Below are 23,907 nucleotides of genomic sequence, written 5' to 3' on the forward strand. Positions count from 1 at the left end.
GGAGAGCGTGCGTGTCGGAACCCCGGGTCAGACGGGCCGAGATCGCCATCGAGCAAGAGCACGTCGACCGCGTCTACCGCCGGCTTGCCGAGCTACGCGCACAAGCCGAAGCCATGCGTACCAAGGGATACGAGATCGGGCACGGCGCGCAGCGCGAGGCCGTCTTCGAACAGGCGTCGATGTTGTTCGAGCGCGACATGATGGTGTTCCACGCGAACCAGACCCTGCAGACGCTCGACGCCGAGTACGAGGGCCTGGTGTTCGGCCGGCTCGACCAGACCATCGGCGAGAAGATCTACGTCGGCCGCCTCGGCATCCGTGACGCCGAGTTCGACAACCTCGTCACCGACTGGCGCGCGCCCGCCGCGGCGGCGTTCTACCAGGCCACCGCCGAAGAGCCGATGGACGTGGTGCGCCGCCGCGTCATCCGCTGTTCCGGGCAGAACGTGCTCGACGTCGACGATGACGTGCTGATCCCCGACGCCGTTCCGGACGACATGCAGGTGGTCGGTGAGGGTGCGCTGATGGCCGCACTCGGCCGGTCCCGCGGGGAGAAGATGCGCGACATCGTCGCGACCATCCAGCGCGAGCAGGACGAGGTCATCCGCGCGCCGTGGCGGGGTGTCACGGAAATCACCGGCGGCCCCGGCACCGGCAAGACCGCCGTCGCGCTGCACCGCGCCGCCTACCTGCTTTACCGGTACCGGCGGCAGCTCGGCGGGGCCGGGGTGTTCGTGCTCGGGCCGTCCGGCGTGTTCACCAGCTACATCTCGCGCGTGCTGCCGTCGATGGGGGAAACGAACGTCGAGTTGCGCGCGCTCGGTGAAGTACTGGACGGCGTCGTCGCGACGCGGCAGGATCCGGGGCCGCTCGCGGCGATCAAGGGTTCGCTGCGTATGCGGAAGGTGCTGACGCGCGCCATGCGTGACACCCCGCCGGACGTGCCCGCCGAGTTGCGCATCGTCTACCGCGGCGAGGTGCTCCGGCTGCAGGGCAAGGAACTGGAGAAGGTCCGCCGCAAGGTGCACGGCCACGGCGGGCCGCCGAACCGGTCGCGGGTGCGTGCGGCCGAGACGTTACTGGAAGCCTTGGCGGACAAGGCGGAAGAGAACGCGCGCGCCGACGGCGGGTCGGTGGACCGCACCGAGTTGATCATGGAACTGGGTGAGCGGATCGACTTCCACCGGTTCCTCGTCGTGTGGTGGCCGGTGCTGTATCCGGGCGAAATCCTGCGCTGGCTCGGCGACCCGGCGCGACTCGCGCGCGCGGGCAAGGGCGTGCTCAAGCGCGACGAGGTGGATCTGCTGGCCGCCTCGTTCGCGGATCGGGAAGCCGACTGGACGGTCGCGGACGTCGCGTTGCTGGACGAGCTGCGGGTGCTGACCGGGCCGCCACCGAAGCGGCGCCGCCGGGCGCAGCAGGTCGAACTGGACGCCGCTCCCGCTGCGCGCACCGAGCAGGGCCCGCATCGCCCGGAACACTACGACGAGTACTCGCATATCGTCGTCGACGAGTCGCAGGACCTGTCGCCGATGCAGTGGCGGATGATCGGCCGGCGCGGCAAGTACGCGAGCTGGACGGTGGTCGGTGACCCGGTGCAGAGTTCCTGGCCGGACCCCGCGGAGGCGGCGCAGGCACGCGATCAGGCGTTCGGGCTCCGGTCCCAGCGGCGGCGCTACACGCTGCGCACGAACTACCGGAACTCGGCGGAGATCTTCGACCTGGCGGCCGGCGTGGTCGCCGGTTACGCGGGTGCCGACGAGCTGCCGAAAGCCGTGCGCACCACGGGAATCGAGCCCGACGTGCGGATCGTCGAGCGGACCGGCGTCGAGGTCGGCACTCAGGCGGCGGCGAAGGAACTGATGGACGCGGTCGAGGGCACGGTCGGCGTGATCTGCGCGATGGACCGGGTGACCGAGGTGCAGGGCTGGTTGCAGGGCCGGGCGGACGAGCGGCTCAAGGTCGTCGGCAGCCTGGACGCCAAGGGCCTCGAATACGACGCCGTCGTGCTGGTGGAGCCGACCGAGCTGATCACCGAATCCACGACGGGGCGCCGAGTGCTCTACGTGGCGCTGACCCGCGCCACCCAGCAGCTGACGGTGGTGGCCTCCGACCGGGAATGGTTGTGATCGTCCCGCTGTCGGTGCTCGATCTCGTTCCCATCGCCAGTGACGGGGACGCCGTGACCGCTCTGCACAACACCCTTGACCTCGCGCGGCACGCCGAGCGTCTCGGCTGTCGCCGGTACTGGATCGCCGAGCATCACAACATCCCGGGCGTGGCGAGCGCGGCGACAGCGGTGCTGGTCGGGCAGGTGGCGTCGGCGACGGCGCGGATCCGGGTCGGTTCCGGTGGGATCATGCTGCCCAACCACGCGCCGCTCATCGTCGCGGAGCAGTTCGGCACGCTGGATGCGTTGCACCCCGAGCGGATCGACCTCGGCGTCGGCCGCGCGCCCGGCACGGACCAGCGGACGGCGCTCGCGGTGCGGGGCGCACGGACTGCTGAGGACTTTCCGGCGCAGCTGAGCGAACTTCTGGGGTACTTCGAGCCTGACGAGACGCGCGCGGTCAACGCCGTGCCCGCGATCGGCCGGAAACCGCAGGTGTGGCTGCTGGGTTCGAGCGGGTTCAGCGCGCGGCTGGCTGGACGGCTGGGGCTGCCGTTCGTGTTCGCGCATCACCTGAGCGCGCGCAACACCTTGCCGGCGGTGCAGACCTATCGGGAGTCGTTCGAGCCATCGGAGGCGCTCGGGGAACCCCTGCTGATGCTGAGCGTGGCGGCGATCTGCGCGGAGACGGAGGAGCAGGCGGACTGGCTGGCGGGGCCGGTCAAGTTGCGCTATCTGAGCCGCCGCCACGGCAACCCGATCCGCCTGCCGAGCCCGGAAGCCGCGGCGGCCTACGCGTACACGGAGGAAGACCGGCGGTTGATCGACGGCCGGTTCGGCAGTGCCGCCATCGGCTCACCGGAGACCGTGCGCAAGCGCCTGGACACGCTCGTCACGGACACCGGCGCGGCCGAGGTGATGGTCACAACCATGGTGCACGGTCACGCGGACCGGGTGCGCTCGTACGAGCTCCTGGCCGGCTGAGTTTCACGCGGCAGGAGTTTCGCGCCGTTCCAGTCGTTCCATAGATGGCCACCGGACGGGCTCAGGACAACAGCGCCGTGCGGGTTCTCGGGAAGCCGGACTGGCCTAGATCGCCTGTCTTCACCGCCAGTACCTGGTTCACGCCGATCGAGCCGCGTTCGAAGGTCAATGCCGAAGCGGCCATGTACAGGCGCCACACGCGGGCCCGGCCCTCGCTGCTGAGGCGGACCGCGTCGGCCCAGTGGGACTCCAGGTTCGCGACCCACGCCCGCAGCGTCAGCGCGTAGTGCTCGCGCAGCGCCTCGACGTCCCGCACCTCGAACCCCGCCTCTTCGATCGCGTCGACCATGACGCCCAGCGGCTCCAGCTCGCCGTCCGGGAAGACGTACCGGTTGATGAACGACGTCCGCTCCCCCGTGTGGCCGTGCACGCCCACCTTCCGCGAGATCGCGTGGTTGAGCAGCCGCCCCTCGGGCTTGAGCAGGTCGTACAGCGCCTTCGTGTAGGTCGGCAGCATCGCCTGGCCGACATGCTCCGCCATGCCGATGCTCGAGATCGCGTCGAACGGGCCGTCGTGCACGTCCCGGTAGTCCTGCACGCGGATCTCGACCAGCTCCGAAAGCCCTTCCTCGGCGACCCGTTTGCGCGCGAATTCCGCCTGCGCCTGGGAAAGCGTCACACCGACGGCATGCGCGCCGTACCGCTTCGCCGCGTGGATCACGAAGGTGCCCCAGCCGCAGCCGACGTCGAGCACACGTTTGCCCTCGTCCAGCCCGAGTTTGCGCGCCACGAGATCGACCTTGGCGATCTGCGCGTCCTCCAGTGACGTGACGCCCTCGCCCCACACCGCGCACGAGTACGTCATCGACGGGCCGAGAACCAGTGCGTAGAAATCGTTGCCGACATCGTAGTGGTGGCTGATCGCCTGCGCGTCCCGCCGTTTCGAGTGCAGCCTGCCGCCCAGCCGGATCTCCTCGGCAGGCGGCTTCGGCGGCAGCCCGATCGCACCCAGCCGCAGGCCGGACTTGATCATGTCCAGTTTGACGCCGCGCTCCACGTCCAGCGGCCCGGACTGGTTTCCGATGACGCGCTCGAGCTGCGAAAGGCTTTCGAAGAAATCCGATTCGACGTCGAGATCACCGGATACGAAGCATCGCGCGATACCGAGTTCGTTCGGCGCCCACAGCAACCGCCGCAACGCGCGACGGCGGCGCAGGACCAACCGGACCGGCGCGTCCGGCGGGCCCGCTTCGCTGCCGTCCCAACAACGAATGAAAAGGGGGAGTTCACTGCCGAGCGCGACGCGCACCAGGGTGTGCACGGCGCTCGCCGCATTGTGCGAGGTAGCCACGTGCCTCATTCAAGCACTTATGCCTACTTCACGTGCAACCGTGTATACGGCTTCGCCGGAAACATCCGAATCGCGCCACGTGTGCGCTATTCGAGTACCAGCAGCAGATCGCCGCCTTCGACCTGCTGGACCGAGTTGATCGCGAGCCGCGCGACCTTCCCGCCGGCCGAAGTGGTGATCGCGGCCTCCATCTTCATCGCCTCGATCGTGGCGACCGTCGCGCCCGCCTCGACCCGGTCGCCTTCGGACACCGACAGCGTGACGACCCCGGCGAACGGGGCGGCGACATGCTTCGGATTGCCCTTGTCGGCCTTTTCCGCGGCGGGCAGATCGGAGGCCACCGAACGGTCGCGGACCTGGATCGGCCGCAGCTGCCCGTTCAGCGTCGACATCACGGTGCGCAGACCACGCTCGTCGGCCTCGCCGATCGCTTCGAGTTCGATGAGCAGCCGCACACCGGGTTCGAGGTCCACTTGGTACTCCTCCCCCGGCCGCAGCCCGTAGAAGAAGTCCTTGCTGGGCAACACACTCGTGTCACCGTAGGCCTCGCGGTGCGCCTCGAACTCCTTCGTCGGCGCCGGGAACAGCAGGCGGTTCAGCGTACGGCGCCGGTCCTTCGCCAAGGCTTCACGGTCCTCAGTGGACAGTTCCGCGACCGGTTTCGGGGCGGCACGGCCTTCGAGAGCCTTGGTGCGGAACGGTTCCGGCCAGCCACCGGGCGGGTCACCCAGCTCACCGCGCAGGAAGCCGATCACCGAGTCGGGAATGTCGAACTTGTTCGGCTCCGCCTCGAACTTCTCCGGTGAGACACCGGCGCCGACGAGATGCAGTGCGAGGTCACCGACCACTTTGGACGAAGGCGTGACCTTCACCAGGTGACCGAGGATCTTGTCCGCCGCCGCGTACATCGCCTCGATGTCCTCGAACCGGTCACCCAGCCCCAGCGCCCGCGCCTGCGTGCGCAGATTGGACAGCTGGCCGCCGGGAATCTCGTGGTCGTACACGCGCCCCGTCGGCGAAGCCAGGCCCGCCTCGAACGGCGCGTAGATCTTGCGCACGATTTCCCAGTACGGCTCGAGGTTCCCGATCGCTCGCAGGCTCAGCCCGGTCGGCCGCTCGGAATGGTCGGTCGCGGCCACGATCGCCGACAGCGAAGGTTGTGACGTGGTGCCCGCCATCGACGCGACCGCACCGTCCACCGCATCCGCGCCCGCGTTGATCGCGGCCAGGTAGGTGCCCAACTGGCCACCCGCGGTGTCGTGCGTGTGGATGTGCACCGGCAGGTCGAATTCCTTGCGCAGCGCGGAAACCAGCTTCGCCGCGGCCGGCGCGCGCAGCAGCCCGGCCATGTCCTTGATCGCCAGCACGTGCGCGCCCGCACCGACGATCTGCTCGGCCAGTTTCAGGTAGTAGTCCAATGTGTACAGTTTCTCACCCGGGTCCGACAGGTCCGAGGTGTAGCACAGCGCCACCTCCGCGACCGCCGTCCCGGTCTCGCGCACCGCCTCGATCGCCGGGCGCATCTGCTCGACGTCGTTGAGCGCGTCGAAGATCCGGAAGATGTCGATCCCGGTCTTCGTGGCCTCTTCGACGAACGCGTTCGTCACCTCGGTCGGATAGGGCGTGTAGCCGACGGTGTTGCGGCCACGCAACAACATCTGCAGGCAGATGTTGGGCACCGCCGCGCGCAGCCGCGCGAGTCGCTCCCACGGATCCTCGGCCAGGAACCGCAACGCGACGTCGTAGGTCGCGCCGCCCCAGCATTCCAGCGACAGCAACTGCGGGACCGTGTGCGCGACGGCGGGCGCGATCGCCAGCAGGTCCTTCGTGCGCACGCGGGTGGCCAGCAGCGACTGGTGGGCGTCGCGGAACGTCGTGTCGGTAACGCCCACGGTCGCCGATTCCCGGATCCAGCGGGCGAAACCCTCCGGGCCCAGTTCGGTCAGCTTCTGCTTCGACCCGGCAGGCGGCTCGCCGCCGGGAATCTCCGGCAGCTTCGCCGTCGGGTCGATCAGCCGCGGCCGTTCGCCGTTCGGCTTGTTCACCGTGACGTCGGCGAGGTAGGTCAGCAGCCGGGTACCGCGGTCGGCCGAGTGCCGCGCGGTGAGCAGATGCGGGCGCTCCTCGATGAACGACGTGGTGACGCGGCCGTCACGGAAGTCCTCGTCGTCCAGAACCGCCTGCAGGAACGGGATGTTCGTGGCCACACCACGGATCCGGAACTCCGCCAGCGCCCGCCGGGCACGCCCGGCCGCCGTGCGGAAGTCACGGCCGCGGCAGGTCAGTTTCACCAGCATCGAGTCGAAATGGGCGCTGATTTCCGTGCCGGCGAAGGCGGTTCCGCCGTCGAGCCGGATCCCGGACCCGCCGGGCGAGCGGTACGCGCTGATCATCCCGGTGTCCGGCCGGAAGCCGTTGGCGGGATCCTCGGTGGTGATACGGCACTGCATCGCGGCGCCGCGCAGGTACACCTTTTCCTGTGACAGCCCCAGATCTTCGAGGGTCTCCCCCGAGGCGATACGGATCTGCGACTGCACGAGATCGACGTCGGTGACCTCCTCGGTCACCGTGTGCTCGACCTGGATGCGCGGGTTCATCTCGATGAAGACATGGTTGCCCTGCTTGTCCAGCAGGAACTCGACCGTGCCCGCATTGCGGTAGCCGATCGTGCGGGCGAACCGGACGGCGTCTTCGCAGATGCGGGCCCGCAGTTCGGGATCGAGGTTCGGGGCCGGCGCCAGCTCGATGACCTTCTGGTGCCGCCGTTGCACGGAACAGTCGCGCTCGTACAGATGGATGACGTTGCCCTGGCCGTCGGCAAGGATCTGCACCTCGATATGCCGCGGGTCCACCACGGCCTTCTCGAGGAACACGGTCGGGTCGCCGAACGCCGACTCGGCCTCGCGCGCGGCCGCCTCGATGGACTCGCGCAGGTGCGCCGGGTCGTCGACGCGGCGCATCCCGCGCCCACCACCACCGGCGACGGCCTTGACGAACACGGGAAAACCGATCTCGTCGGCCGCCGCGACCAGCTCGTCCACGTCGGTCGACGGCTGCGACGAACCCAGCACCGGCACCCCGGCTTCGCGCGCGGCGGCGACCGCGCGTGCCTTGTTGCCGGTCAGTTCCAGGATCTCGGCGCTCGGGCCGATGAACGTGATCCCGGCCTGCTCACAGGCCAGCGCCAGATCCGGGTTCTCCGACAGGAACCCGTAACCGGGATAGATCGCGTCCGCACCGGCCTTGCGTGCCGCGCCGACGATCTCCTCGACGGAGAGGTACGCGCGCACGGGATGGCCCTGCACACCGATTTCGTAGGCCTCATCGGCCTTCAACCGATGCAGCGAGTTTCGATCCTCATACGGGAACACCGCGACTGTGCCCGCGCCCAGCTCATAGCCGGCGCGAAACGCACGAATGGCGATCTCCCCGCGATTGGCGACGAGTACCTTCCGGAACATGCCCGGTCCTTCCCTTTGGGGTGCGAATCGGCAGATGCCTGACGTTACCCTGCCGATCCCGCGGGGCGGGAGTTCAATCCCGGGTGATGGACATCATTAGGGGGCCGGAGCGGGCACTGGAACGGTTACGGGAACGGTGCAGAGCAGGCGGTTCGGGGTGCCGGCGGGCAGACCGGTGAGCACACCGGGAGTCGCAGCGTCGACCAGTGCCCGGGAAACCTCCGCCGCGGTTGCGGCCGGATGCCCCGCGCGGTAAAGCGCGGCGGCGCCCGCGACGAACGCGGCCGCCATCGATGTGCCGGACGCCGGGTCGCCGGGCGCCGCAGTGGGGATGGCGGTACCGGGCGCGAACAGGTCGACACCGGCGCCGAAGTTGGACTTGGCGGCGATCGCGTCGTGGTCGTCCGTCGCACCCACGGTGAGCACCTCGGGGACGCGGCCAGGCGAGGACGTGCTGACGTCCGTCGCCGACCAGCCGGCCGGGACCGCCACCGGCATCACCGCCGTGAGCGCCTTCACCGCGTTGTCGAGCGGCACATTGCCCGGCCCGCCGATCCCGAGCACGGCGACCGCGGGCTGCGTGGCGTTCTGCGCGACCCACTGGATGCCGGAGATGATGCCGGGCAGAGTCCCGTTGCCACTGTCGTCGAGCACCTTGACCGGCACGATGCGTACTTTCTTGGCCACACCGAAGTCCTTGCCGCCGACGATGCTCGCCAGCCGGGTGCCGTCGCCGTTGCCATCGGTGGTTTCCGTGGTGCCGTTGACGAAGTTGCGGCCCGGTTGGACCCGGCCCTCGAACTCCGGCAACGCCGCGTCCACACCGGTGTCGATCACGTACACGGTCACCTCGTCCGCCGTCGTGTCGTAGTGGTAGCGCTGGTCGAGCGCGCCGTCGTGCTGGTCGATCCGGTCGAGACCCCAGCTCGGCGGGTTCTCCTGCACGGCGGGATCGGCCACGGCCGCCGGTGCGGTCGCGAGCGCGGCTACGGTCAGCAGTAAGGAAATCGCGGAAAGCTTCATCACGTCAGGCAGGGTGGTCCTGCCCTCGGGTCAGGACAAACGCTGTCCCACTATCGAGTCAGGACTTGTCGAGATACTCGGCGCGGTCGTCGTCGATCACGGACGCGACGAGGTGCGCCAGCCCCGGATGTGCCGCCAGTTCGGGATCACCGCTCACGATTTCCTGTGCCCGCAAGCGAGCCTCGGCGATCGTGTCCTCATCTCGAAGCAGGGACAGCAGTTTCAGGCTGGACCGCGTACCGGACTGCGCCGCGCCGAGGATGTCGCCCTCGCGGCGCAGTTCGAGGTCCAAACGCGACAGTTCGAAACCGTCCGTTGTGGACTCCACCGCGGCGAGCCGGTCCCTGGTGGACGTGCCGTCGATGGTTTCGGTGACCAGCAGGCACAGCCCGGGCACGTCGCCACGGCCGACGCGCCCGCGCAACTGGTGGAGCTGGCTCACGCCGAACCGGTCCGCGTCCATGATCACCATGGCGGTGGCGTTCGGCACGTTCACTCCGACTTCGATCACCGTGGTCGCGACCAGCACGTCGAGCTTCGCCTCGGCGAAAGCCCGCATCACAGCGTCCTTCTCGTCCGCGGGGAGCCGGCCGTGCAGGACACCGACGCGCAACCCGTCCAGTGGCCCGGCTTCCAGCTCGGCCGCGACATCGAGCACGGCCAGCGGCGGGCGCTTGTCCCCGTTCTTGTCCGACGGCGGCTCGTCCCCGATACGCGGGCACACGACGTAGGCCTGGTGCCCCTTGCCCACCTCTTCCCGCACGCGCTGCCACACGCGGTCCAGCCACGCGGGCTTCTCCGCGACCGGCACGACGGTGGTCGAAATCGGCGACCGGCCGACCGGCATCACGCGCAGCGCCGAGGTTTCCAGGTCGCCGTACACCGTCATCGCGACCGTGCGCGGGATCGGTGTCGCCGTCATCACCAGCACATGCGGGCTCGTCCCGTTCGCGCCGCGGGTGCGCAGCGCGTCCCGTTGCTCGACGCCGAACCGGTGCTGCTCGTCCACCACCACGAATCCGAGGTCGGCGAACGACACCGTGTCCTGGATCAGCGCGTGCGTGCCGACGACGATGCCTGCCGCGCCACTGGCCGCGTCCAGCAGCGCCTGCTTGCGTTCTTTCGCCGGCAGGGAACCGGTCAGCAACGTCACCTTCGTCGCTTCCTCGGCCGCGCCCAGCTCGCCCGCCTGCCCCAGCTCGCCCAGCATCTCGCGCAGCGACCGCGCGTGCTGGGCGGCGAGCACCTCGGTCGGCGCGAGCATCGCGGCCTGCCGTCCGGCATCGACCACCTGCAGCATCGCCCGCAGCGCCACGACGGTCTTGCCGCTGCCGACCTCGCCCTGGAGAAGGCGGTTCATCGGATGCCGGCCCGAGAGGTCGTCCGCGATGTGCTCACCGACTTCGCGCTGACCGCTGGTGAGCTCGAACGGCAGCCGCTTGTCGAAGGACTCGAGGATTCCGCCGGGCTTGGGCGGGCACGCGGGCGCGGGGCGCGAGACCGCCGATTGGCGGCGCTGCGCGAAGATCAGCTGGATCGCCATCGCCTCGTCCCACTTGAGCCGTTTCTCCGCGGCCTCGCGAGCGGCGTGGTCCTTGGGGCGGTGGATTCCGTGCAGCGCATCGAAAAGGTCGATCAGTTCGTAGCGCTTCACCAGTTCCCGCGGCATCGGGTCTTCTTCGCGTTCCAGCGTGTCGAGCACCTGACGCACACAGCGGCCGATCGACCACGACGGCATTCCCGATGCGGCCGGATAGACGGGGATGATGGCGCCGAGGAAATCGTCCAGCGCGGAACCATCTGTGGATTCATCGTCGGCATCGAGCATCTGGTACTCGGGGTTGGCCAGCTGTAGCTTGTTGCGGAACGCCTTCACCTTGCCCGCGAACAGGCCCGTCTTGCCCAGCTGTAGTTCCCGCTCGCGCTGGTGGGCGTTGCCGAAGAAGGCGCACTCGAGCCGGCGATGCCCGTCGGTGATGGTCATTTCCAGGATCCAGCCCGGTTTGTTGCGCATCCGTCGCTTGGCGACCTTCTCGATGCGCGCCATGACCGTCGCGTGTTCGCCGATCTCCAGCCCCGCGATGTCGGTGAGTTCGCCGCGCTCGGCGTACCGGCGCGGGTAGTGCCGCAACAGGTCGGCGACGGTGTGGATGTCCAGCGCCTCGGCCAGTGCCGCGGCCGTCTTGCGGCCCAGTACCGAGGTCAGCTTGTCACTCAGGACTGTCATTCCTACTCCACGCCGATCAGCAACACGGCCTCGGTCTGGCCTCCGGGATAGCTCACGAACTCGACCTCCGGCCGCTGCTCATGCAGCCGGTCGGCCAGCTCACGCCCGAACCCGTCCGGCGCCGCGGCGCCCGCCAGCACGGTGACGAGTTCACCACCGACCGCCAGCATGCGCTGCAGCACGGTCATCGCGGCGCTCAGCAGGTTCTCATCCGGCTCCACCAGCACGACTTCGCCGTCGACGAACCCGATGAGATCACCGGCATGGGCCAGCCCCACCCAGGTTATCGACTCCTCCTCGGCGACGACGAGCTCGCCACGCCGGGTCGCGGCGGCGGCCTCGGCCATCGCGACGACGTCGTCGTTCACGCGTCGTGCCGGGTCGTGCACGGCCAGCGCGGCGAGCACCTGGACCGGTGACGCGCACGGGATGACGACCACCTCGCGGTCACCGATCATCGCGTGCCCGGCCGTCTCGTCCGCCGCCTCGGTGAGTTGCGGGTCCCCGGCGAGGATGACGATGTGGCCCACCGCGCGATCGGTGACGAGCCCCAGCATTTCTTCGACGCTGGGTTTCGTGCCCACGGGCGCGGCGAGGACGGCAACGCCTTCCGCGCGCAGCAGCTCGGCGAAGTCGTCGCCGCGGACGAGGGCGACCACCGTGCGATCACGGCCCGCGGGCGGCTCCAACGGCGCCGGCGTGATCAGCGGTTCCACCCGGACCCCGCTGGGCCTGCCGACATCGAGCCCCGCCTCGATCGCGGCGCCGATATCGGCGCAGTGCACGTGGACCGCGTATGCGCCGGAGCCGTCGCCCGCCACCGTGACGCTGTCGCCGAGCGCGCTCAGCGCCCTGCGGAACGCGGGCAGATCGGGTTCGGTGACGCCTTCCAGCAGGTACATGACCTCCCAGGCATACGGCGCTCGTTCGGCTCGGCCCGTCCGGGAGTCGGCTTCGCAGGAATGCACCGGCTCGGTCGCCGTGCCGGTGACCACCCCGGCGAGCGCGTCGAGCACGGCGACAAGCCCGCGCGCACCCGCGTCGACAACCCCGGCGCTGGCGAGGACGGGCAACTGTTGCGGGGTCTGCTCGAGGGCGGCCGACGCGGCTTTCGCGGCTGAGGTGACCACGTCATGGAGCGACTCGCCGGCCGCGGCCGTGGCGGCGGCGTGCAGGACCGTGAGCATCGTGCCGGCGACCGGCCGCGCGACCGCCTCCGTGGCGGTCCTGTCGGCATGCGCGAGCGCCGTGGCCAGGTCGTTCCCGGTGAGCTCGGGGGCATTCGCGGCGGACTCGGCCAGGCCACGGAGCACCTGGGAAAGGATGACGCCGGAGTTGCCGCGCGCACTGCGGACGGCGCCGCGAGCGAGCAGGGAAAGGGCCTGGCCGGCGCCGGTGAGCTCGGCTCCTGCGAGCGCGTCACGGGCGCCGGTCATGGTGTGGAGGAGGTTGGAGCCGGTGTCGGAGTCGGCGACCGGGTACACGTTGATGCCGTTGATCGCGGGCCGCAGCACTTCGAGACTGTGCACGCACGCCGACGCCCAGGCCACGATCGCAGCCTCGTCCAACGCCCGCACTCGGCGACCTCCTCATCCCGGGTTTCTGGCAGCGTATCGACCCGGACGCGGGCGCCGCGCAGACAGTAGCGCAGTGCCGATCGCCAGCAAGCCGACCGACAGTCACGGCGATCCGCCAAACGTAGGCCGGCCGCCAGCTGGTCCGGTCGGCCTACGTTTCGGCCGGCTTGCTAGTATGGACGAGTTGCCCGGCCACAGCTGGGTGTGGTTTGTCATCCCTGATTGTCAAAGGAGTTCGACGTGGCTGCCGTGTGCGACGTCTGTGGCAAGGGGCCGGGCTTCGGTAAGTCGGTCTCGCACTCCCACCGGCGTACCAACCGCCGCTGGAACCCGAACATCCAGACCGTGCATGCCAAGGTCGGTGTCTCCCAGCGCAAGCGCCTCAACGTGTGCACCTCGTGCCTCAAGGCCGGCAAGGTCGTTCGGGGATAAGACACGAGTTTCGCGATGGCGAGTGCTCCCGGCGAGCACTCGCCATTTTTGCGTCTCCGGGCGGTTGTCGTGGCCTGGAAAGGGCTAGGCCGTGAGCGTCAAGCGTTCGAGCGGCTGGCCGCTGATTTCTCCGATGAGGTCGAAGTCCTTGTCGGCCAGAAGAGTAAGCACTTCGACGGCCCGGTCCTCGATGGCAGGCGTCAAGTACTCCACAGGCATATGCGATAGCGGCGGATTATGCAGCCCAGGCCTGGTCCATCACATCGGGGTCGCTGAGGTCAGTGAACGTCTGGGCGAATCGCTGAAGATCAGCGGCGGTCACGCCGGACGCCGACCGCTGCGCCACGCTGCGTAGCTCGCGACGGACGTACTCATTACGGGACAGGCCAAGCCGCGCTGCCTGCGTATCGATGGCGGCGAGCACGTCGTCAGGGACGTCTCGAATCAGGACATCAGACACGGCGCCTCCCGATATCGGACGACATCCAGCCTTCCCCTAGGCCAGCAAGCGTGGCGGCTGCGCTCCGTTGTCCGGTTCCGCTTAGGGCAGCTTCCAGTCGATGGGCTCCGCGCCCTGCTCGACCAGCAAGGCGTTCGCCCGGCTGAAGGGGCGTGAACCGAAGAAACCGTTGTGTGCCGACATCGGGCTCGGGTGCACGCTTTCCACGCACGGCACACCCTTGAGCAGGGGCTTGAGGCTCCGCGCGTTCGAGCCCCACAGGATCGCGACCAGTGGCCCGCCGCGGTCGGCGAGTGCCTTGATGGCCTGCTCGGTGATCTCCTCCCAGCCCTTGCCCTTGTGCGAGTTCGGCGCACCGGGCCGGACGGTCAGCGCCCTGTTCAGCAGCAGGACACCCTGGTCCGTCCATGGCGTCAGGTCCCCATTGGACGGTTCCGGCAGGCCGAGATCGTCGCGGAGTTCCTGGAAGATGTTGATCAGGCTCTTCGGCAGCGGGCGCACGTCTGGCGCGACGGCGAAACACAAGCCGATGGGATGGCCCGGTGTCGGGTACGGATCCTGTCCGACGATGAGCACCCGCACGTCCGCGAACGGCTGCTTGAACGCACGCAGCACATTTTCGCCCGACGGCAGGTAACGCCGGCCCGCCGCGATTTCGGCACGGAGGAAGTCACCCATCGCCGCGATGCGCGGGGCGACCGGTTCCAGTGCCTGTGCCCAGCCGGATTCCATCACTTCGGACAACGGTTTCACGCTCACGGTCGCCGAGAGTAGCGGCCTCAGGACAGGCGCCGGAGTTCGGTACGGAAGTACTCGGCACGCTTCACATAACCGTCGACGATGCGCTGAATCGCATCCGGGCCGAAGGACGTGTTCGGCCGTGTCTTCGCCGGGACACCGAGCGCTATCTGCCCCGACGGCACATGAGACCGGTAGGAGAGCACCGCACCGGCACCGACCATCGCGCCGTCCTCGATGACGGAACCGTTCAACACCACCGCACCCGACGCGATGAGGCACCCCGTGCCGATCGTCGCGCCCTCGACGTGCACCGAATGCCCGATCGCGGACGACGGCCCCAGGATCGTCGGATCCGCCTTGGTGCAGTGCACGACGCAGCCGTCCTGGATGTTCGAGCGCTCCCCCACCTCGATGTACCCGTGGTCGCCGCGCAACACCGTCTGCGGCCACACCGACGCCTGCGCGGCGATCCGCACGTCACCGATCACCGTCGCGTCGGGGTGCACGTAGGCCTGCGGATGGATCTGTGGCTCTCGATCACCGAGCGCGTAAATCGCCACGAAGGCTCCCATCATCGTGAATTCGACTGCCCGATGATTGGATCACGAGCTCCTTGCCGAAGTACCGGCTCAGTTCTTCCCCGGCGTAGTGGCCGAAGCCGGGGATCTCCCGGTATCCGGACGAGCGGTACAGCGCCAGCGCCTCCGGCTGCTTCATCCCGGTCTCCAGCACGACCCGCCGGTGCCCCGCCGCACGCGCCGTCCGTTCCAGCTCGGCGAGCATGGCACGCGCGAAACCCTTGCCCCGCGCGGATTCCGCGACATACATGCGTTTGATCTCCACGTCACCGGGGCGCGGCGTCTCACGGGCCCGCCAGCCGCCGCAGGCGACCGGTGTCCCGTCCTCGTACCCGACGAGGAAAAGTCCTTGCGGCGGCGCGAATTCCGCCGACTCGAGCGCGGTGGCGTCCGGGCCGCCGTAACGCACCACGTACTCCTGCTGGACGGCGTCGATGAGCTTGGTCGAATCCGGATGGTCGAAAGGGGTCGGGCGTAGGTCCACGACCGCACCCTATGCGGTCAGCGCCAGTGCTCCCACCCGGTTTCCTGCTCGTAAGGCTTGCCGTCGACGGTCACCCCGGAGTCCGGCATGGTGACCGACCCGATGCGGCGCCAGCCCTCGGGCAGGTCCGCGAACGAGGGGAAGGTGGCGGCCAGCGCGTGGTCCTCGCCGCCGGTCAGCACCCAGTGCAGCGGGTCCGCGCCGAGTGCCTGGCCGACCTCGACGAGCCGCCGGTTGACGTCGAGCTGATCCACGCGGATGTCGATGCCGACGTTCGACTGCTCCGCGATGTGCCCGAGGTCGGCGAGCAGGCCGTCGGACACGTCGATCATCGCCGTCGCCCCCGCCTCGGCCGCCGCGGGACCGGCCGGGTAGTCCGGTTCCGGGTAACGCTGGGCGTTGGCGACGGTGACGGGGGACCGGAAACCACGGTGCAGCACGGCAAGCCCGGCCGCCGCCCAGCCCAGCCGGCCGGACACGGCGACGATGTCACCGGGGCGCGCGCCGGACCGCGTCACCGGCGGACGTCCACGCAGATCACCCAAGGCTGTGATGCTCAACACCAGCTGGTCGGCTTGCACCACGTCACCGCCGACGAGCCCCGCGCCGGCGGCCGAAGCCTCGGCCCACATCCCGTCGGCGATACCCTTCGCCAGGTCGGCGGGGGTGTCGCGGGGGCAAGCCAGGCCGACAAGGACGGACGTGGGCACCGCACCCATCGCCGCGATATCGGCGAGGTTCACGGCGACGGCCTTGCGCCCGACCTGCTCTGGTGTAGACCAATCGAGCCGGAAGTGCACGCCCTCCACGAGCACATCGGTACTCACCACGACGCGGCCGTCGGCCGTGGCGACGATCGCGCCGTCGTCCCCCGGTCCGAGCAGAGTTGTCTCGGGCTGTCTCCGGTTTTCCGTCACCGCACGGATGAGGCCGAACTCACCCAGCTCGGCGACCGTGCCACTCTCCGGCGCGTCCTGTGACGACACTTGGCACTCCATCCCTCGCACGTCGGAACATCGGATGACCTATCGTCTCCCCGTTGAGGTAGGTTCTTGTTCACGTTCCTACCTTGAGTTCGCCGGAGAAGACGAAGGGGCGCGCCGTGGTCCACGCATACATCCTCATCCAGACCGAGGTCGGTAAAGCAGCTGCGGTTGCCGCGGAGATCTCGGGCATCCCGGGGGTCACCACGTCGGAAGATGTGACGGGTCCCTATGACGTGATCGTCCGCGCCGAAGCGGAAACCGTGGACCAGCTGGGGCAGTTGGTCGTGGCGAAGGTCCAGGGAGTCGAGGGCATCACGCGGACGTTGACCTGTCCGGTGGTACACCTTTGATGTGCCCGATCTCCAAACCGGCGGCCCTTCCCGGCGCCTGATCATCCTCGCGGCGGCGCTGGCAGTGGCGCTCGCGGCGGTTGTCGCCATACTCGGTGTGATGAATCGCTCATCGAACAATCCGGGCGATGAGCAGCTCGCACTCGTGCCTGTGCCGGCTTCACAAGCGGACTCCCCGCAATGCGCGGCGCTCGTGCCGGCGCTCCCGGCGGAATTGATTTCGAACGGCGCCACCCTGAACCGCCGCGTCCTGGCTGAGCCCGCCCCACCCGCGACAGTCGCCTGGGGCGCCCCGGACCCGATCGTCCTGCGCTGCGGCTTGGACCGTCCGCCCGAACTGACACGCACAGCGCAACTGCGGGTGGTATCGGGCGTGCAGTGGCTACCGGTGGAAGGCGATGGCGCGTCGACGTGGTACGTCGTGGACCGGGAGGTCTACGTCGGACTGACGGTCCCGGACTCCGCGGGAACCGGCCCACTACAGTCCATTTCGGACACCGTCGCCTCGACACTGAGGCCGGCCCCGCTGCGGTTTTGAGTGTTGGGCGGTGGCGGCGAAGCGAGAAGGGCCGCAACGCCCATACCCCGCTGGAACCAGGGCGCCCCGCGCCCGGTCACCCGCCAGAGAGCCCGAAGGGCATCGCGCGAAGCGCGACCCAAAAAGAATGCCCCGCCGGCGGGCTGGCTCCGGGATGACTGGCCCAACGGGACGTCACCTTGAGTGGGGGGTCGGGCTTCGCTTTTTTACCGTAGGCCGGTTCCTCTTGTTATTGCGGTTTCCACCAGGGTGGTCAGCAGGGTCCGGAAATCCATTCCCGTCACTGCCCACATTTTCGGGTAGGCCGAGGTCAGGGTGAAGCCGGGCATGGTGTTGACCTCGTTGACCGTCAGTTCGCCGTTCGCACCAACGAAAAAGTCCACGCGTGCCAAGCCTTGGCAGTCCAGCGCCTGGAAGGCCCGCACCGCCATGGCGCGCAGGCGGTCTGTCACCACATCGTCCAGTTTGGCAGGGATATCCAGTTCGGCATCTTCCCCAAGGTACTTGGTTTCGAAATCGTACCAAGAATCTTCGGACAGTACCCGGATTTCGGCGGGCAATGAGGCTTCGACCCGGCCGTCCGGGAATTCCAGTACGCCACATTCGATTTCACGGCCGACGACCGCAGCTTCGATCAAAACCTTCGGATCTGTCTGCCGCGCCAAGGTTATCGCGTCGTCCAGTTGCGACCAGTTTGTCACCTTCGTGATGCCGATCGACGACCCGGCGCGGGCCGGTTTGACGAAAACCGGCAATCCCAGCCGCTCCCGGTCAGCTGTATCCAAAGTGGACTGATCACGGCGCAGGATGACATAGGTACCGACCGGAAGTCCTTCCGCGGCAAGGAGTTTCTTCGCGTACCCCTTGTCCATCGACACCGCGCTGGAGAGTACACCGGCACCGACGTACGGGATGCCGGCCAGTTCCAGCAAACCCTGGATGGTGCCGTCCTCACCGAAAGCACCGTGCAGCACGGGGAAAACCACGTCGACCTCACCGAGCGCCGCCGCACCGGAATCGAGGGAGACGAGCTCGCGCCGCGTCGGGTCGCCGGCCAGCACCAGGGCCTGGCCCGTTCCGTCGACCGTCGGCAGCTCACTCCCGTGGATTTCCAGCGTCCGCGGATCCGACGTACCCAGGACCCAGCCGCCCTGCTGCGTGATCCCGATCGGCACGACCTCGAACCGGTCCGGATCGAGGTGCGACAGTACGCTCCCGGCGGAGACACAGGAGATCGTGTGTTCGGTGCTGCGGCCGCCGAACACCACGGCAACCCGCGTCTTGCGTGCGCTCATGGACGGTCACCCTACCGGGCTCTTGCCACACTTGGCTCAGCGCAGTAAATCGACGAGCGAACCGAGCGCGCCGCGCAACGCGTCCCGTGAACACCCCGCATAACCGATCGCCGCACCGAACGCCGTCGGCGTGCCCGCGAAATGCCGTGCAAGGCCATCCAGCCGGATACCCCGCAATTCCGCTGCGCGCAATCGCCCGGCCTCCACTTCCGCGGATTCGAACGGCACCACCAGATGCGCGCCCGCCTCGTCACCCAGCACCGGCACGTCCGCCGCCAGCAGCGCGGCCACCAGCAGCATCCGCCGTTCCGCCAGCTCCCGGCGCAGTTTTCGCAGGTGACGCCCCAGATCCCCGTGCCGCGCCAGCTCGATCACCACTCGCTGCCCGGCCGGTGAAGGTCGCGTACCCGTGCGATCCCGGTACGACAGTACGGCCGAGGTGACCGCCGGCGGTGCGACCATCCAGCCCGCGCCGAGCGTCGGGGTGAGGATCTTGCTCGTGGTGCCCAGATGTACCACCACATCGGGGGCGAGCGCCGCGAGCAACGGCAACGGCGCCACGTCGAACCGCAGTTCACCGTCGTAGTCGTCTTCGATCACCAGCATGTTGTCCCGCCGCGCCCGCTCGACGAGATCGACCCGCCGGGCGGCGCTCATCCGGCTGCCCATCGGGTACTGGTGCGCCGGCGAGCAGTACACGGCACGCGCACCGGCCGGGATCGCCTCCGGTTGCAGGCCTTCGTCATCCACCGGCACGCCGGCGACCCGCACGCCCGCCGACCGCAGCGCCTCGACCGCCCGCTGGTAACCGGGTTCCTCGACGGCGACCAGCTCCCCAGCCGAGAACACCGCACCGGCCAGCTCGACGACCGCGGCGGTCGTGCCACCGGTCGCGAGTACAAAGCCCGTGCCGACCGCAAGACCGCGGTGCCGCAACAGATGCTCGGTGACGGTCGCACGGTAGTCCGGCAACCCCGCGCGGTGCGCCCGCGACAGCGGAGGCGCATCCGCGGCCGCGCGCCATGCCCGCCGCCAAGCCGCCCTGTCCAGCCCCGCCGCCCACGGCGTGCCCGGGGTCAGGTCGAGAATCCCGTCGGGTTCGGCCTGATCCCCCGGTACCGTGCGATGAACGGGCCGGTCGCTCGGCGGCGACGTGGTCACATAGGTGCCCGAGCCGTGCCTTCCCGCGATCCAGCCTTCGGCATGCAACTGCTCGTACGCGGCGGACGTCACGGTCCGGCTGACGCCGAGCCGTTCGGCCAGCGCCCGGGTGGACGGCAACCGGTCACCGCCGCGCAGATGTCCGGTCGCCGCCGACTGTCGCAACGCGTCCGCGAGCTGCACGGCAAGCGGTACCGGTGACTCGCGATCGAGCGTCACGGGCAGGGCCGTCCCGGAATGCGTCACGACAAGTGGACCTTTCAAATGTTCCGATAGTGGCTATTCTACGATGCCACTGTGGCGCGGCATCCTGAGCGCATGACGCTTTCGCCCACCTCCCGCAGCACCCTGACCCGCAAGAAGGAGCGGGCCGCCACCGACAGGCAGGTGCTGTACGACGTACTCGACGAAGCCATCATCTGCCATGTGGGGCTGGTTCTGAATGGTTCGCCCGTCGTACTGCCCCTCGGATACGGACGCCACGGCGAAACCCTGTACCTGCACGGCTCGACGGGCGCGGGCAGCCTGCGCGCGGCGGCGAAGGGCATCGACGTGTGCGTGACGGTGACCCTGCTGGACGGGATCGTCTACGCGCGCTCACTGAACAATCATTCGATGAACTACCGGAGCGCGGTGGTGCACGGGCGGGCCAGGCTCGTCGAGGATCCCGACGAGAAGATGCACGGGCTCGAAGTCGTCACCGACCACCTCACTCCCGGTTCGTGGCAGTACGCGCGCGGGGTGAACGCGAAGGAGTTCGCTTCGGTGCTGGTGCTTTCGCTCGACCTCGCCGAGGCATCGGTGAAGGTCCGGGACGGCGGGCCCGGCGAGGAGCCGGAAGACGTGTCCGCACACGACATCTGGGCCGGCGTGGTACCGGTCCAGACCACTTTCGGCGAACCGGTCTCCGCGGACTACGCGCGGGTGCCGGTGCCGGCACACATCAGTCGCGGACGGGACCGCTGAGCGGGTCGAGGTGGTACGGGCGCATCGCGCGGCCACCGGCGCGGTAGACGTGGATGCTGATCGCCGGGTCCGGTCCGTCGTTGCGGACCTGGTGCACGTAACCGGGGCCGAACACCCGTGACTGCCCGGCGTTCAGCACATGCAGCTCGGTAACCGCGCGCCGGGCAACGGTTTCGGTGAGCCGGCCGCTGACGACCGTGAACGCACCGGTGGACGAGGCGTGGTCGTGCAAGTCCGCCTGCTGGCCGGGGAGCCATCCCATCAGCCACACCTCCTCGTCCGCGTCACCCGCGATCCGCGCGGAGAACCGCTGGTCAGGGTCGTAGCGAAGCAGGTCCCGCCAGCGGTCCCTGGCGGCCGCGTACTCGAGTGCGACGCGCACGGGATGCCGCAGGGCGGTGCGGTTTTCGGCAAGGCTGATGGTGTTGTCCGGAGCTGCGAACATGAGTGCTGTGGTCCTTGAGGGGAGAGGAAAAAAGGGGTCGCTGGGGTGGATCAGCGACAAGGACACAGCGCGAACATGGCACACAGCCAACCAGGAGGAGCCGGCTCCGGCAAGTACATCCCACTTCGTGGAACCACCATGGCGTGAGCGGTCAACTCATGCACGCGGAACGCTCGACTCGCGCGCACGGAACGTTCAACTCGCGCGACGCGAACGCTCGACTCGCGCGCACGGAACGCTCAACTCGCGGGGTTAGGACCATTCGTGTTTGTTTTGGCGGCCTAGGAGTTCGGCGCCGGCGGCACGGGGGTCGAGGGACTCGTGGCACACGCGGTGCATCGCGTCGGTGATGGGCATGTCCACCCCGGTGGTCTGGGCCAATTCCCGGATCGACGAGCACGACATCACGCCCTCGGCCACCTGTCCTCCCGCGGCCTGCTGCGCCTGTTCGACGGTCTCGCCACGCCCCAGCCGCTCCCCGAAAGTCCGGTTGCGTGACAACGGGGACGAACAGGTCGCGACGAGATCGCCGACACCGGCCAACCCCGCGAAAGTCTGTGCATCGGCGCCCAGTTTCGCGCCCAGCCGCGCCATTTCCGCCAGCCCGCGGGTGATCAGCGTGGCCATCGTGTTGGCCCCGAATCCCATTCCCGCGGCCATCCCGCAGCTGAGCGCGATGACGTTCTTGCATGCCCCGGCGAGCTCGCAGCCGACCACATCCGTGTTGGTGTAAGGCCGGAAGTAGGCGTTCGACGTGGCCCGCTGGATCGCCATCGCACGCTCGTGATCCGAGCAGGCGAGCACCGCCGCGCCAGGCTGCTCCCGCGCGATCTCCCGGGCGAGGTTCGGCCCGGAGACCACGACGATCTGGTGCTCCGGCGCACCGGAGATCTCCGCGATCACCTCGCTCATCCGCTTGAGCGTGCCGAGTTCGACCCCTTTCGCGAGGCTGACCAGAATCGCGCCGGCGGGCAGCAGTTCGCGCCACCTGGTCAGGTTTTCCCGCAGGCTCTGGCTCGGCACGGCCAGCACCACGGCGTCCGCGCCGTCGAGCGCCTCCGCCGCGTCCTCGGTCGCGGTCAGATTCTCCGGCAACCGCACACCGGGGAGATAACCGGTGTTCCCGCGGGAATCCCGGATCTCCGCGGCGATCTCCCGCCGCCGGGCCCACATCGTGACGTCCCGGCCGGCGTCGGCGAGGACCTTCGCGAACGCCGTCCCCCACGACCCCGAGCCGAGCACCGTGACGCGCTGGACGTCCATCACTGGCCGTCCGCCGGCTCCGGCTTCCCCACCGGTGGCCGTTCGCCGCGGATATCGGCGAGCAACTCGGTCACCTCACCCATCAGCAACTCGGTCACCTCCCGCAACACCGCGGTGGTCCGCTCCTTCTCCCGGTACGCCGTCAGGTCCACCGGCTCACCGACGGAATGCGTGACCGTCTTACGCGGGAACGGCCGTAGCTTCTTGTTGTAGAAGTCCAGGATCTGGCTCGTGCCCCAGCGCGCGGCCGGGATGACCGGGACGTCGGTGTCGAGCGCGAGCCGCGCGACGCCGGTGAACGAGCGTTTCGGCCAGCCCTGCGGATCCTTCGTGATCGTGCCCTCGGGATAGATCACGACGACCTTCCCGTCCTGCAGCGCCTGGCGCGCGGCACGCAAGCTGTCCCCGGCACTGCTCGACCCTCGGTAAACCGGAATGCTGCCCGCGCCGACGAAGATCTTGCCGAAGATCGGCGTCGAAGCGAGGCTGGACTTGCCGAGGAACCGCGGCACCCGGCCCTGCCGGTGCACGAACACCGCGTCCACCGCCGGGTCCATGTGCGACACATGGTTCATCACCAGCAGCGCGCCACCTTCGCGAGGAATGCGCTCGCCGCCGAGATAGACCCGCCGGGCCAAATACGTCACGGGGTACAAAAAGGCCGCGGCGAATCCGACCCAGAACCCACCCTTCTCACGCTCGGCCAAGGCTCCTCCTGTGGTATCGGCTGGTACCCGCTGATCCTAGGGTGCGGGTTGAGTGAAGATGGAGACTGTGCCGGTGGACCTGATCGTGCCGATGAAACCGCCGCGGCTGGGAAAGTCCAGGCTGCGCGGTGCGGTCGACGACGCCCTGCATCCCGCGCTGGTGCTGGCACTGGCCTCGGACACCGTCGCCGCCGCGGCCGCCCTCGCCCGCCGTGTGCTCGTCGTCGCCACCGATCCCGGTGCCGTGGCGGCGCTGGCGGACGTCGGCGCGGAAATCGTCAGTGAGGACGGAGCCGCGGATCTCAACGCGGCATTGCGCCGCGGCGAAGCGCTGCTGCGCGCCGACGACCCGGACGCCGTACTCGGCGCGCTGCAGGCCGACCTTCCCGCATTGCGCCCCGAGGACCTGGCCGGCGCGATCACCGAAGCCGCGGGGCGCCGCGCGTTCGCCGCGGACTGGGAAGGCACCGGGACGACACTGCTGCTGTCCGCACCAGGCGGGCCCCTGCTCCCCCGGTTCGGGCCGGGGTCAGCCGTCGCGCACGCCGGCACCGGGGCGGTCGCGCTCGGACTTGCCGCGCCGGGCCTGCGCCGCGATGTGGACACCGCCGCGGACCTGGCGCACGCCGAGGCGCTCGGGCTCGGCAAGCGCACCGGCGCGCTGCTCTACGAAGGGAGCACCGGGTGAACTTCCCGGGTCCATTGGGTCAACTGCTGAGGATTACCAATCCGACCGAAAGTAGGCGGAGACGGTCCGCGGTCGGCCTA

23 protein-coding genes are annotated in these 23,907 nt (G+C 68.9%); 7 read left to right on the plus strand and 16 right to left on the minus strand.

Translation table 11 applies throughout. The features are described from left to right. The first annotated feature begins 11 nt into the window (after positions 1 to 11). Positions 12 to 2,129, plus strand: coding sequence for a HelD family protein (locus tag GKO32_RS15425; protein WP_312867967.1), 2,118 nt, complete (start codon positions 12 to 14; stop codon positions 2,127 to 2,129). Then, positions 2,120 to 3,094: an LLM class flavin-dependent oxidoreductase gene (locus GKO32_RS15430; RefSeq protein ID WP_154757549.1), complete on the plus strand. Its 975-nt coding sequence runs from the start codon at positions 2,120 to 2,122 to the stop codon at positions 3,092 to 3,094. Before GKO32_RS15425 ends, GKO32_RS15430 begins: the two co-directional genes overlap by 10 nt. Positions 3,095 to 3,155: 61 nt before the next feature. On the opposite strand, the gene GKO32_RS15435 is transcribed toward GKO32_RS15430, so the two are convergent. From GKO32_RS15435 to GKO32_RS15455, 5 genes are all read right to left on the minus strand, one after another. Next, positions 3,156 to 4,454, minus strand: coding sequence for an SAM-dependent methyltransferase (locus tag GKO32_RS15435; RefSeq protein WP_154757550.1), 1,299 nt, complete (start codon positions 4,452 to 4,454; stop codon positions 3,156 to 3,158). 77 nt (positions 4,455 to 4,531) lie between these two features. After that, positions 4,532 to 7,906, minus strand: coding sequence for a pyruvate carboxylase (locus tag GKO32_RS15440; RefSeq protein WP_154757551.1), 3,375 nt, complete (start codon positions 7,904 to 7,906; stop codon positions 4,532 to 4,534). A gap of 96 nt (positions 7,907 to 8,002) precedes the next feature. Next, a complete protein-coding gene (locus GKO32_RS15445) occupies positions 8,003 to 8,929 on the minus strand; it encodes a S8 family peptidase (protein WP_154757591.1) in 927 nt (308 codons plus the stop codon). A 58-nt stretch (positions 8,930 to 8,987) separates the two neighbouring features. Beyond that, positions 8,988 to 11,156, minus strand: a complete 2,169-nt coding sequence (gene recG, locus GKO32_RS15450) for an ATP-dependent DNA helicase RecG (RefSeq protein WP_154757552.1) — start codon at positions 11,154 to 11,156, stop codon at positions 8,988 to 8,990. Between the two features lie 2 nt (positions 11,157 to 11,158). Beyond that, the gene (locus GKO32_RS15455; protein WP_312867968.1) at positions 11,159 to 12,733 is read right to left on the minus strand and encodes a fatty acid kinase ATP-binding subunit FakA; all 1,575 of its coding nucleotides are present in this window, start codon (positions 12,731 to 12,733) and stop codon (positions 11,159 to 11,161) included. Positions 12,734 to 12,973: 240 nt separating this feature from the next. Here GKO32_RS15455 and rpmB point away from each other — a divergent pair, with 240 nt between their 5' ends. Beyond that, positions 12,974 to 13,165, plus strand: a complete 192-nt coding sequence (gene rpmB / locus GKO32_RS15460) for a 50S ribosomal protein L28 (RefSeq protein ID WP_145938227.1) — start codon at positions 12,974 to 12,976, stop codon at positions 13,163 to 13,165. 84 nt (positions 13,166 to 13,249) lie between these two features. Here rpmB and GKO32_RS39815 read toward each other — a convergent pair whose 3' ends face one another. From GKO32_RS39815 to GKO32_RS15490, 6 genes are all read right to left on the minus strand, one after another. Then, positions 13,250 to 13,378, minus strand: coding sequence for a PIN domain-containing protein (locus tag GKO32_RS39815; RefSeq protein ID WP_281353856.1), 129 nt, complete (start codon positions 13,376 to 13,378; stop codon positions 13,250 to 13,252). 22 nt (positions 13,379 to 13,400) lie between these two features. Further along, positions 13,401 to 13,625 (minus strand): type II toxin-antitoxin system VapB family antitoxin, encoded by a 225-nt coding sequence (gene vapB, locus GKO32_RS15470; protein ID WP_312867969.1) that lies wholly within the window; start codon positions 13,623 to 13,625, stop codon positions 13,401 to 13,403. Positions 13,626 to 13,706: 81 nt separating this feature from the next. Next, a complete protein-coding gene (locus tag GKO32_RS15475) occupies positions 13,707 to 14,384 on the minus strand; it encodes a uracil-DNA glycosylase (RefSeq protein ID WP_312867970.1) in 678 nt (225 codons plus the stop codon). Positions 14,385 to 14,404: 20 nt separating this feature from the next. After that, complete coding sequence (locus tag GKO32_RS15480) at positions 14,405 to 14,926, minus strand: gamma carbonic anhydrase family protein (RefSeq protein WP_312867971.1); 522 nt, start codon at positions 14,924 to 14,926, stop codon at positions 14,405 to 14,407. Continuing rightward, on the minus strand, positions 14,904 to 15,428 hold the full coding sequence (locus GKO32_RS15485; RefSeq protein ID WP_312867972.1) for a GNAT family N-acetyltransferase: 525 nt from the start codon (positions 15,426 to 15,428) through the stop codon (positions 14,904 to 14,906). Before GKO32_RS15485 ends, GKO32_RS15480 begins: the two co-directional genes overlap by 23 nt. A 17-nt stretch (positions 15,429 to 15,445) precedes the next feature. Further along, entirely contained in the window at positions 15,446 to 16,414 is a 969-nt protein-coding gene (locus GKO32_RS15490) for a thiamine-phosphate kinase (RefSeq protein WP_312867973.1), read from the minus strand. A 116-nt stretch (positions 16,415 to 16,530) separates the two neighbouring features. On the opposite strand from GKO32_RS15490, the gene GKO32_RS15495 reads away from it, so the two are divergent. Further along, the gene (locus GKO32_RS15495) at positions 16,531 to 16,764 is read left to right on the plus strand and encodes an Lrp/AsnC family transcriptional regulator (RefSeq protein ID WP_312867981.1); all 234 of its coding nucleotides are present in this window, start codon (positions 16,531 to 16,533) and stop codon (positions 16,762 to 16,764) included. Position 16,765: 1 nt separating this feature from the next. Beyond that, positions 16,766 to 17,302: a DUF3515 domain-containing protein gene (locus GKO32_RS15500; RefSeq protein ID WP_312867974.1), complete on the plus strand. Its 537-nt coding sequence runs from the start codon at positions 16,766 to 16,768 to the stop codon at positions 17,300 to 17,302. Between the two features lie 206 nt (positions 17,303 to 17,508). Here the strand turns inward: GKO32_RS15500 and GKO32_RS15505 are convergent, their stop codons facing one another. Together GKO32_RS15505 and pdxR are read right to left on the minus strand one after the other, a co-directional pair. After that, positions 17,509 to 18,597 (minus strand): D-alanine--D-alanine ligase family protein, encoded by a 1,089-nt coding sequence (locus GKO32_RS15505; protein ID WP_154757556.1) that lies wholly within the window; start codon positions 18,595 to 18,597, stop codon positions 17,509 to 17,511. 36 nt (positions 18,598 to 18,633) lie between these two features. Beyond that, a complete protein-coding gene (pdxR, locus tag GKO32_RS15510; protein ID WP_312867975.1) occupies positions 18,634 to 20,004 on the minus strand; it encodes a MocR-like pyridoxine biosynthesis transcription factor PdxR in 1,371 nt (456 codons plus the stop codon). Positions 20,005 to 20,076: 72 nt separating this feature from the next. On the opposite strand from pdxR, the gene GKO32_RS15515 reads away from it, so the two are divergent. Next, positions 20,077 to 20,724, plus strand: a complete 648-nt coding sequence (locus GKO32_RS15515; RefSeq protein WP_154757558.1) for a pyridoxamine 5'-phosphate oxidase family protein — start codon at positions 20,077 to 20,079, stop codon at positions 20,722 to 20,724. Here the strand turns inward: GKO32_RS15515 and GKO32_RS15520 are convergent. From GKO32_RS15520 to GKO32_RS15530, 3 genes are all read right to left on the minus strand, one after another. After that, the gene (locus GKO32_RS15520; protein ID WP_154757559.1) at positions 20,702 to 21,169 is read right to left on the minus strand and encodes a cysteine dioxygenase; all 468 of its coding nucleotides are present in this window, start codon (positions 21,167 to 21,169) and stop codon (positions 20,702 to 20,704) included. The two genes, GKO32_RS15515 and GKO32_RS15520, sit on opposite strands and share 23 nt — an antisense overlap. 252 nt (positions 21,170 to 21,421) lie before the next feature. Then, on the minus strand, positions 21,422 to 22,432 hold the full coding sequence (locus GKO32_RS15525) for an NAD(P)H-dependent glycerol-3-phosphate dehydrogenase (protein WP_154757560.1): 1,011 nt from the start codon (positions 22,430 to 22,432) through the stop codon (positions 21,422 to 21,424). Next, positions 22,432 to 23,139 (minus strand): lysophospholipid acyltransferase family protein, encoded by a 708-nt coding sequence (locus GKO32_RS15530; protein ID WP_154757561.1) that lies wholly within the window; start codon positions 23,137 to 23,139, stop codon positions 22,432 to 22,434. Before GKO32_RS15530 ends, GKO32_RS15525 begins: the two co-directional genes overlap by 1 nt. Before the next feature lie 58 nt (positions 23,140 to 23,197). On the opposite strand from GKO32_RS15530, the gene cofC reads away from it, so the two are divergent. After that, positions 23,198 to 23,827, plus strand: a complete 630-nt coding sequence (gene cofC / locus GKO32_RS15535) for a 2-phospho-L-lactate guanylyltransferase (RefSeq protein ID WP_154757597.1) — start codon at positions 23,198 to 23,200, stop codon at positions 23,825 to 23,827. The last annotated feature ends 80 nt before the right edge of the window (positions 23,828 to 23,907 follow it).

This window comes from Amycolatopsis pithecellobii (genome assembly GCF_009707865.1).
GTDB lineage: Bacteria > Actinomycetota > Actinomycetes > Mycobacteriales > Pseudonocardiaceae > Amycolatopsis_E > Amycolatopsis_E pithecellobii.

Coding starts and splice junctions, on each gene's coding strand:
- GKO32_RS15430 (WP_154757549.1), top strand. CDS start 2,120: ATGGTTGTGATCGTCCCGCTGTCGGTGCTCGATCTCGTTCCCATCGCC.
- GKO32_RS15435 (WP_154757550.1), bottom strand. CDS start 4,454: ATGAGGCACGTGGCTACCTCGCACAATGCGGCGAGCGCCGTGCACACC.
- GKO32_RS15440 (WP_154757551.1), bottom strand. CDS start 7,906: ATGTTCCGGAAGGTACTCGTCGCCAATCGCGGGGAGATCGCCATTCGT.
- GKO32_RS15445 (WP_154757591.1), bottom strand. CDS start 8,929: ATGAAGCTTTCCGCGATTTCCTTACTGCTGACCGTAGCCGCGCTCGCG.
- recG (WP_154757552.1), bottom strand. CDS start 11,156: ATGACAGTCCTGAGTGACAAGCTGACCTCGGTACTGGGCCGCAAGACG.
- GKO32_RS15505 (WP_154757556.1), bottom strand. CDS start 18,597: ATGAGCGCACGCAAGACGCGGGTTGCCGTGGTGTTCGGCGGCCGCAGC.
- GKO32_RS15515 (WP_154757558.1), top strand. CDS start 20,077: ATGACGCTTTCGCCCACCTCCCGCAGCACCCTGACCCGCAAGAAGGAG.
- GKO32_RS15520 (WP_154757559.1), bottom strand. CDS start 21,169: ATGTTCGCAGCTCCGGACAACACCATCAGCCTTGCCGAAAACCGCACC.
- GKO32_RS15525 (WP_154757560.1), bottom strand. CDS start 22,432: ATGGACGTCCAGCGCGTCACGGTGCTCGGCTCGGGGTCGTGGGGGACG.
- cofC (WP_154757597.1), top strand. CDS start 23,198: ATGGAGACTGTGCCGGTGGACCTGATCGTGCCGATGAAACCGCCGCGG.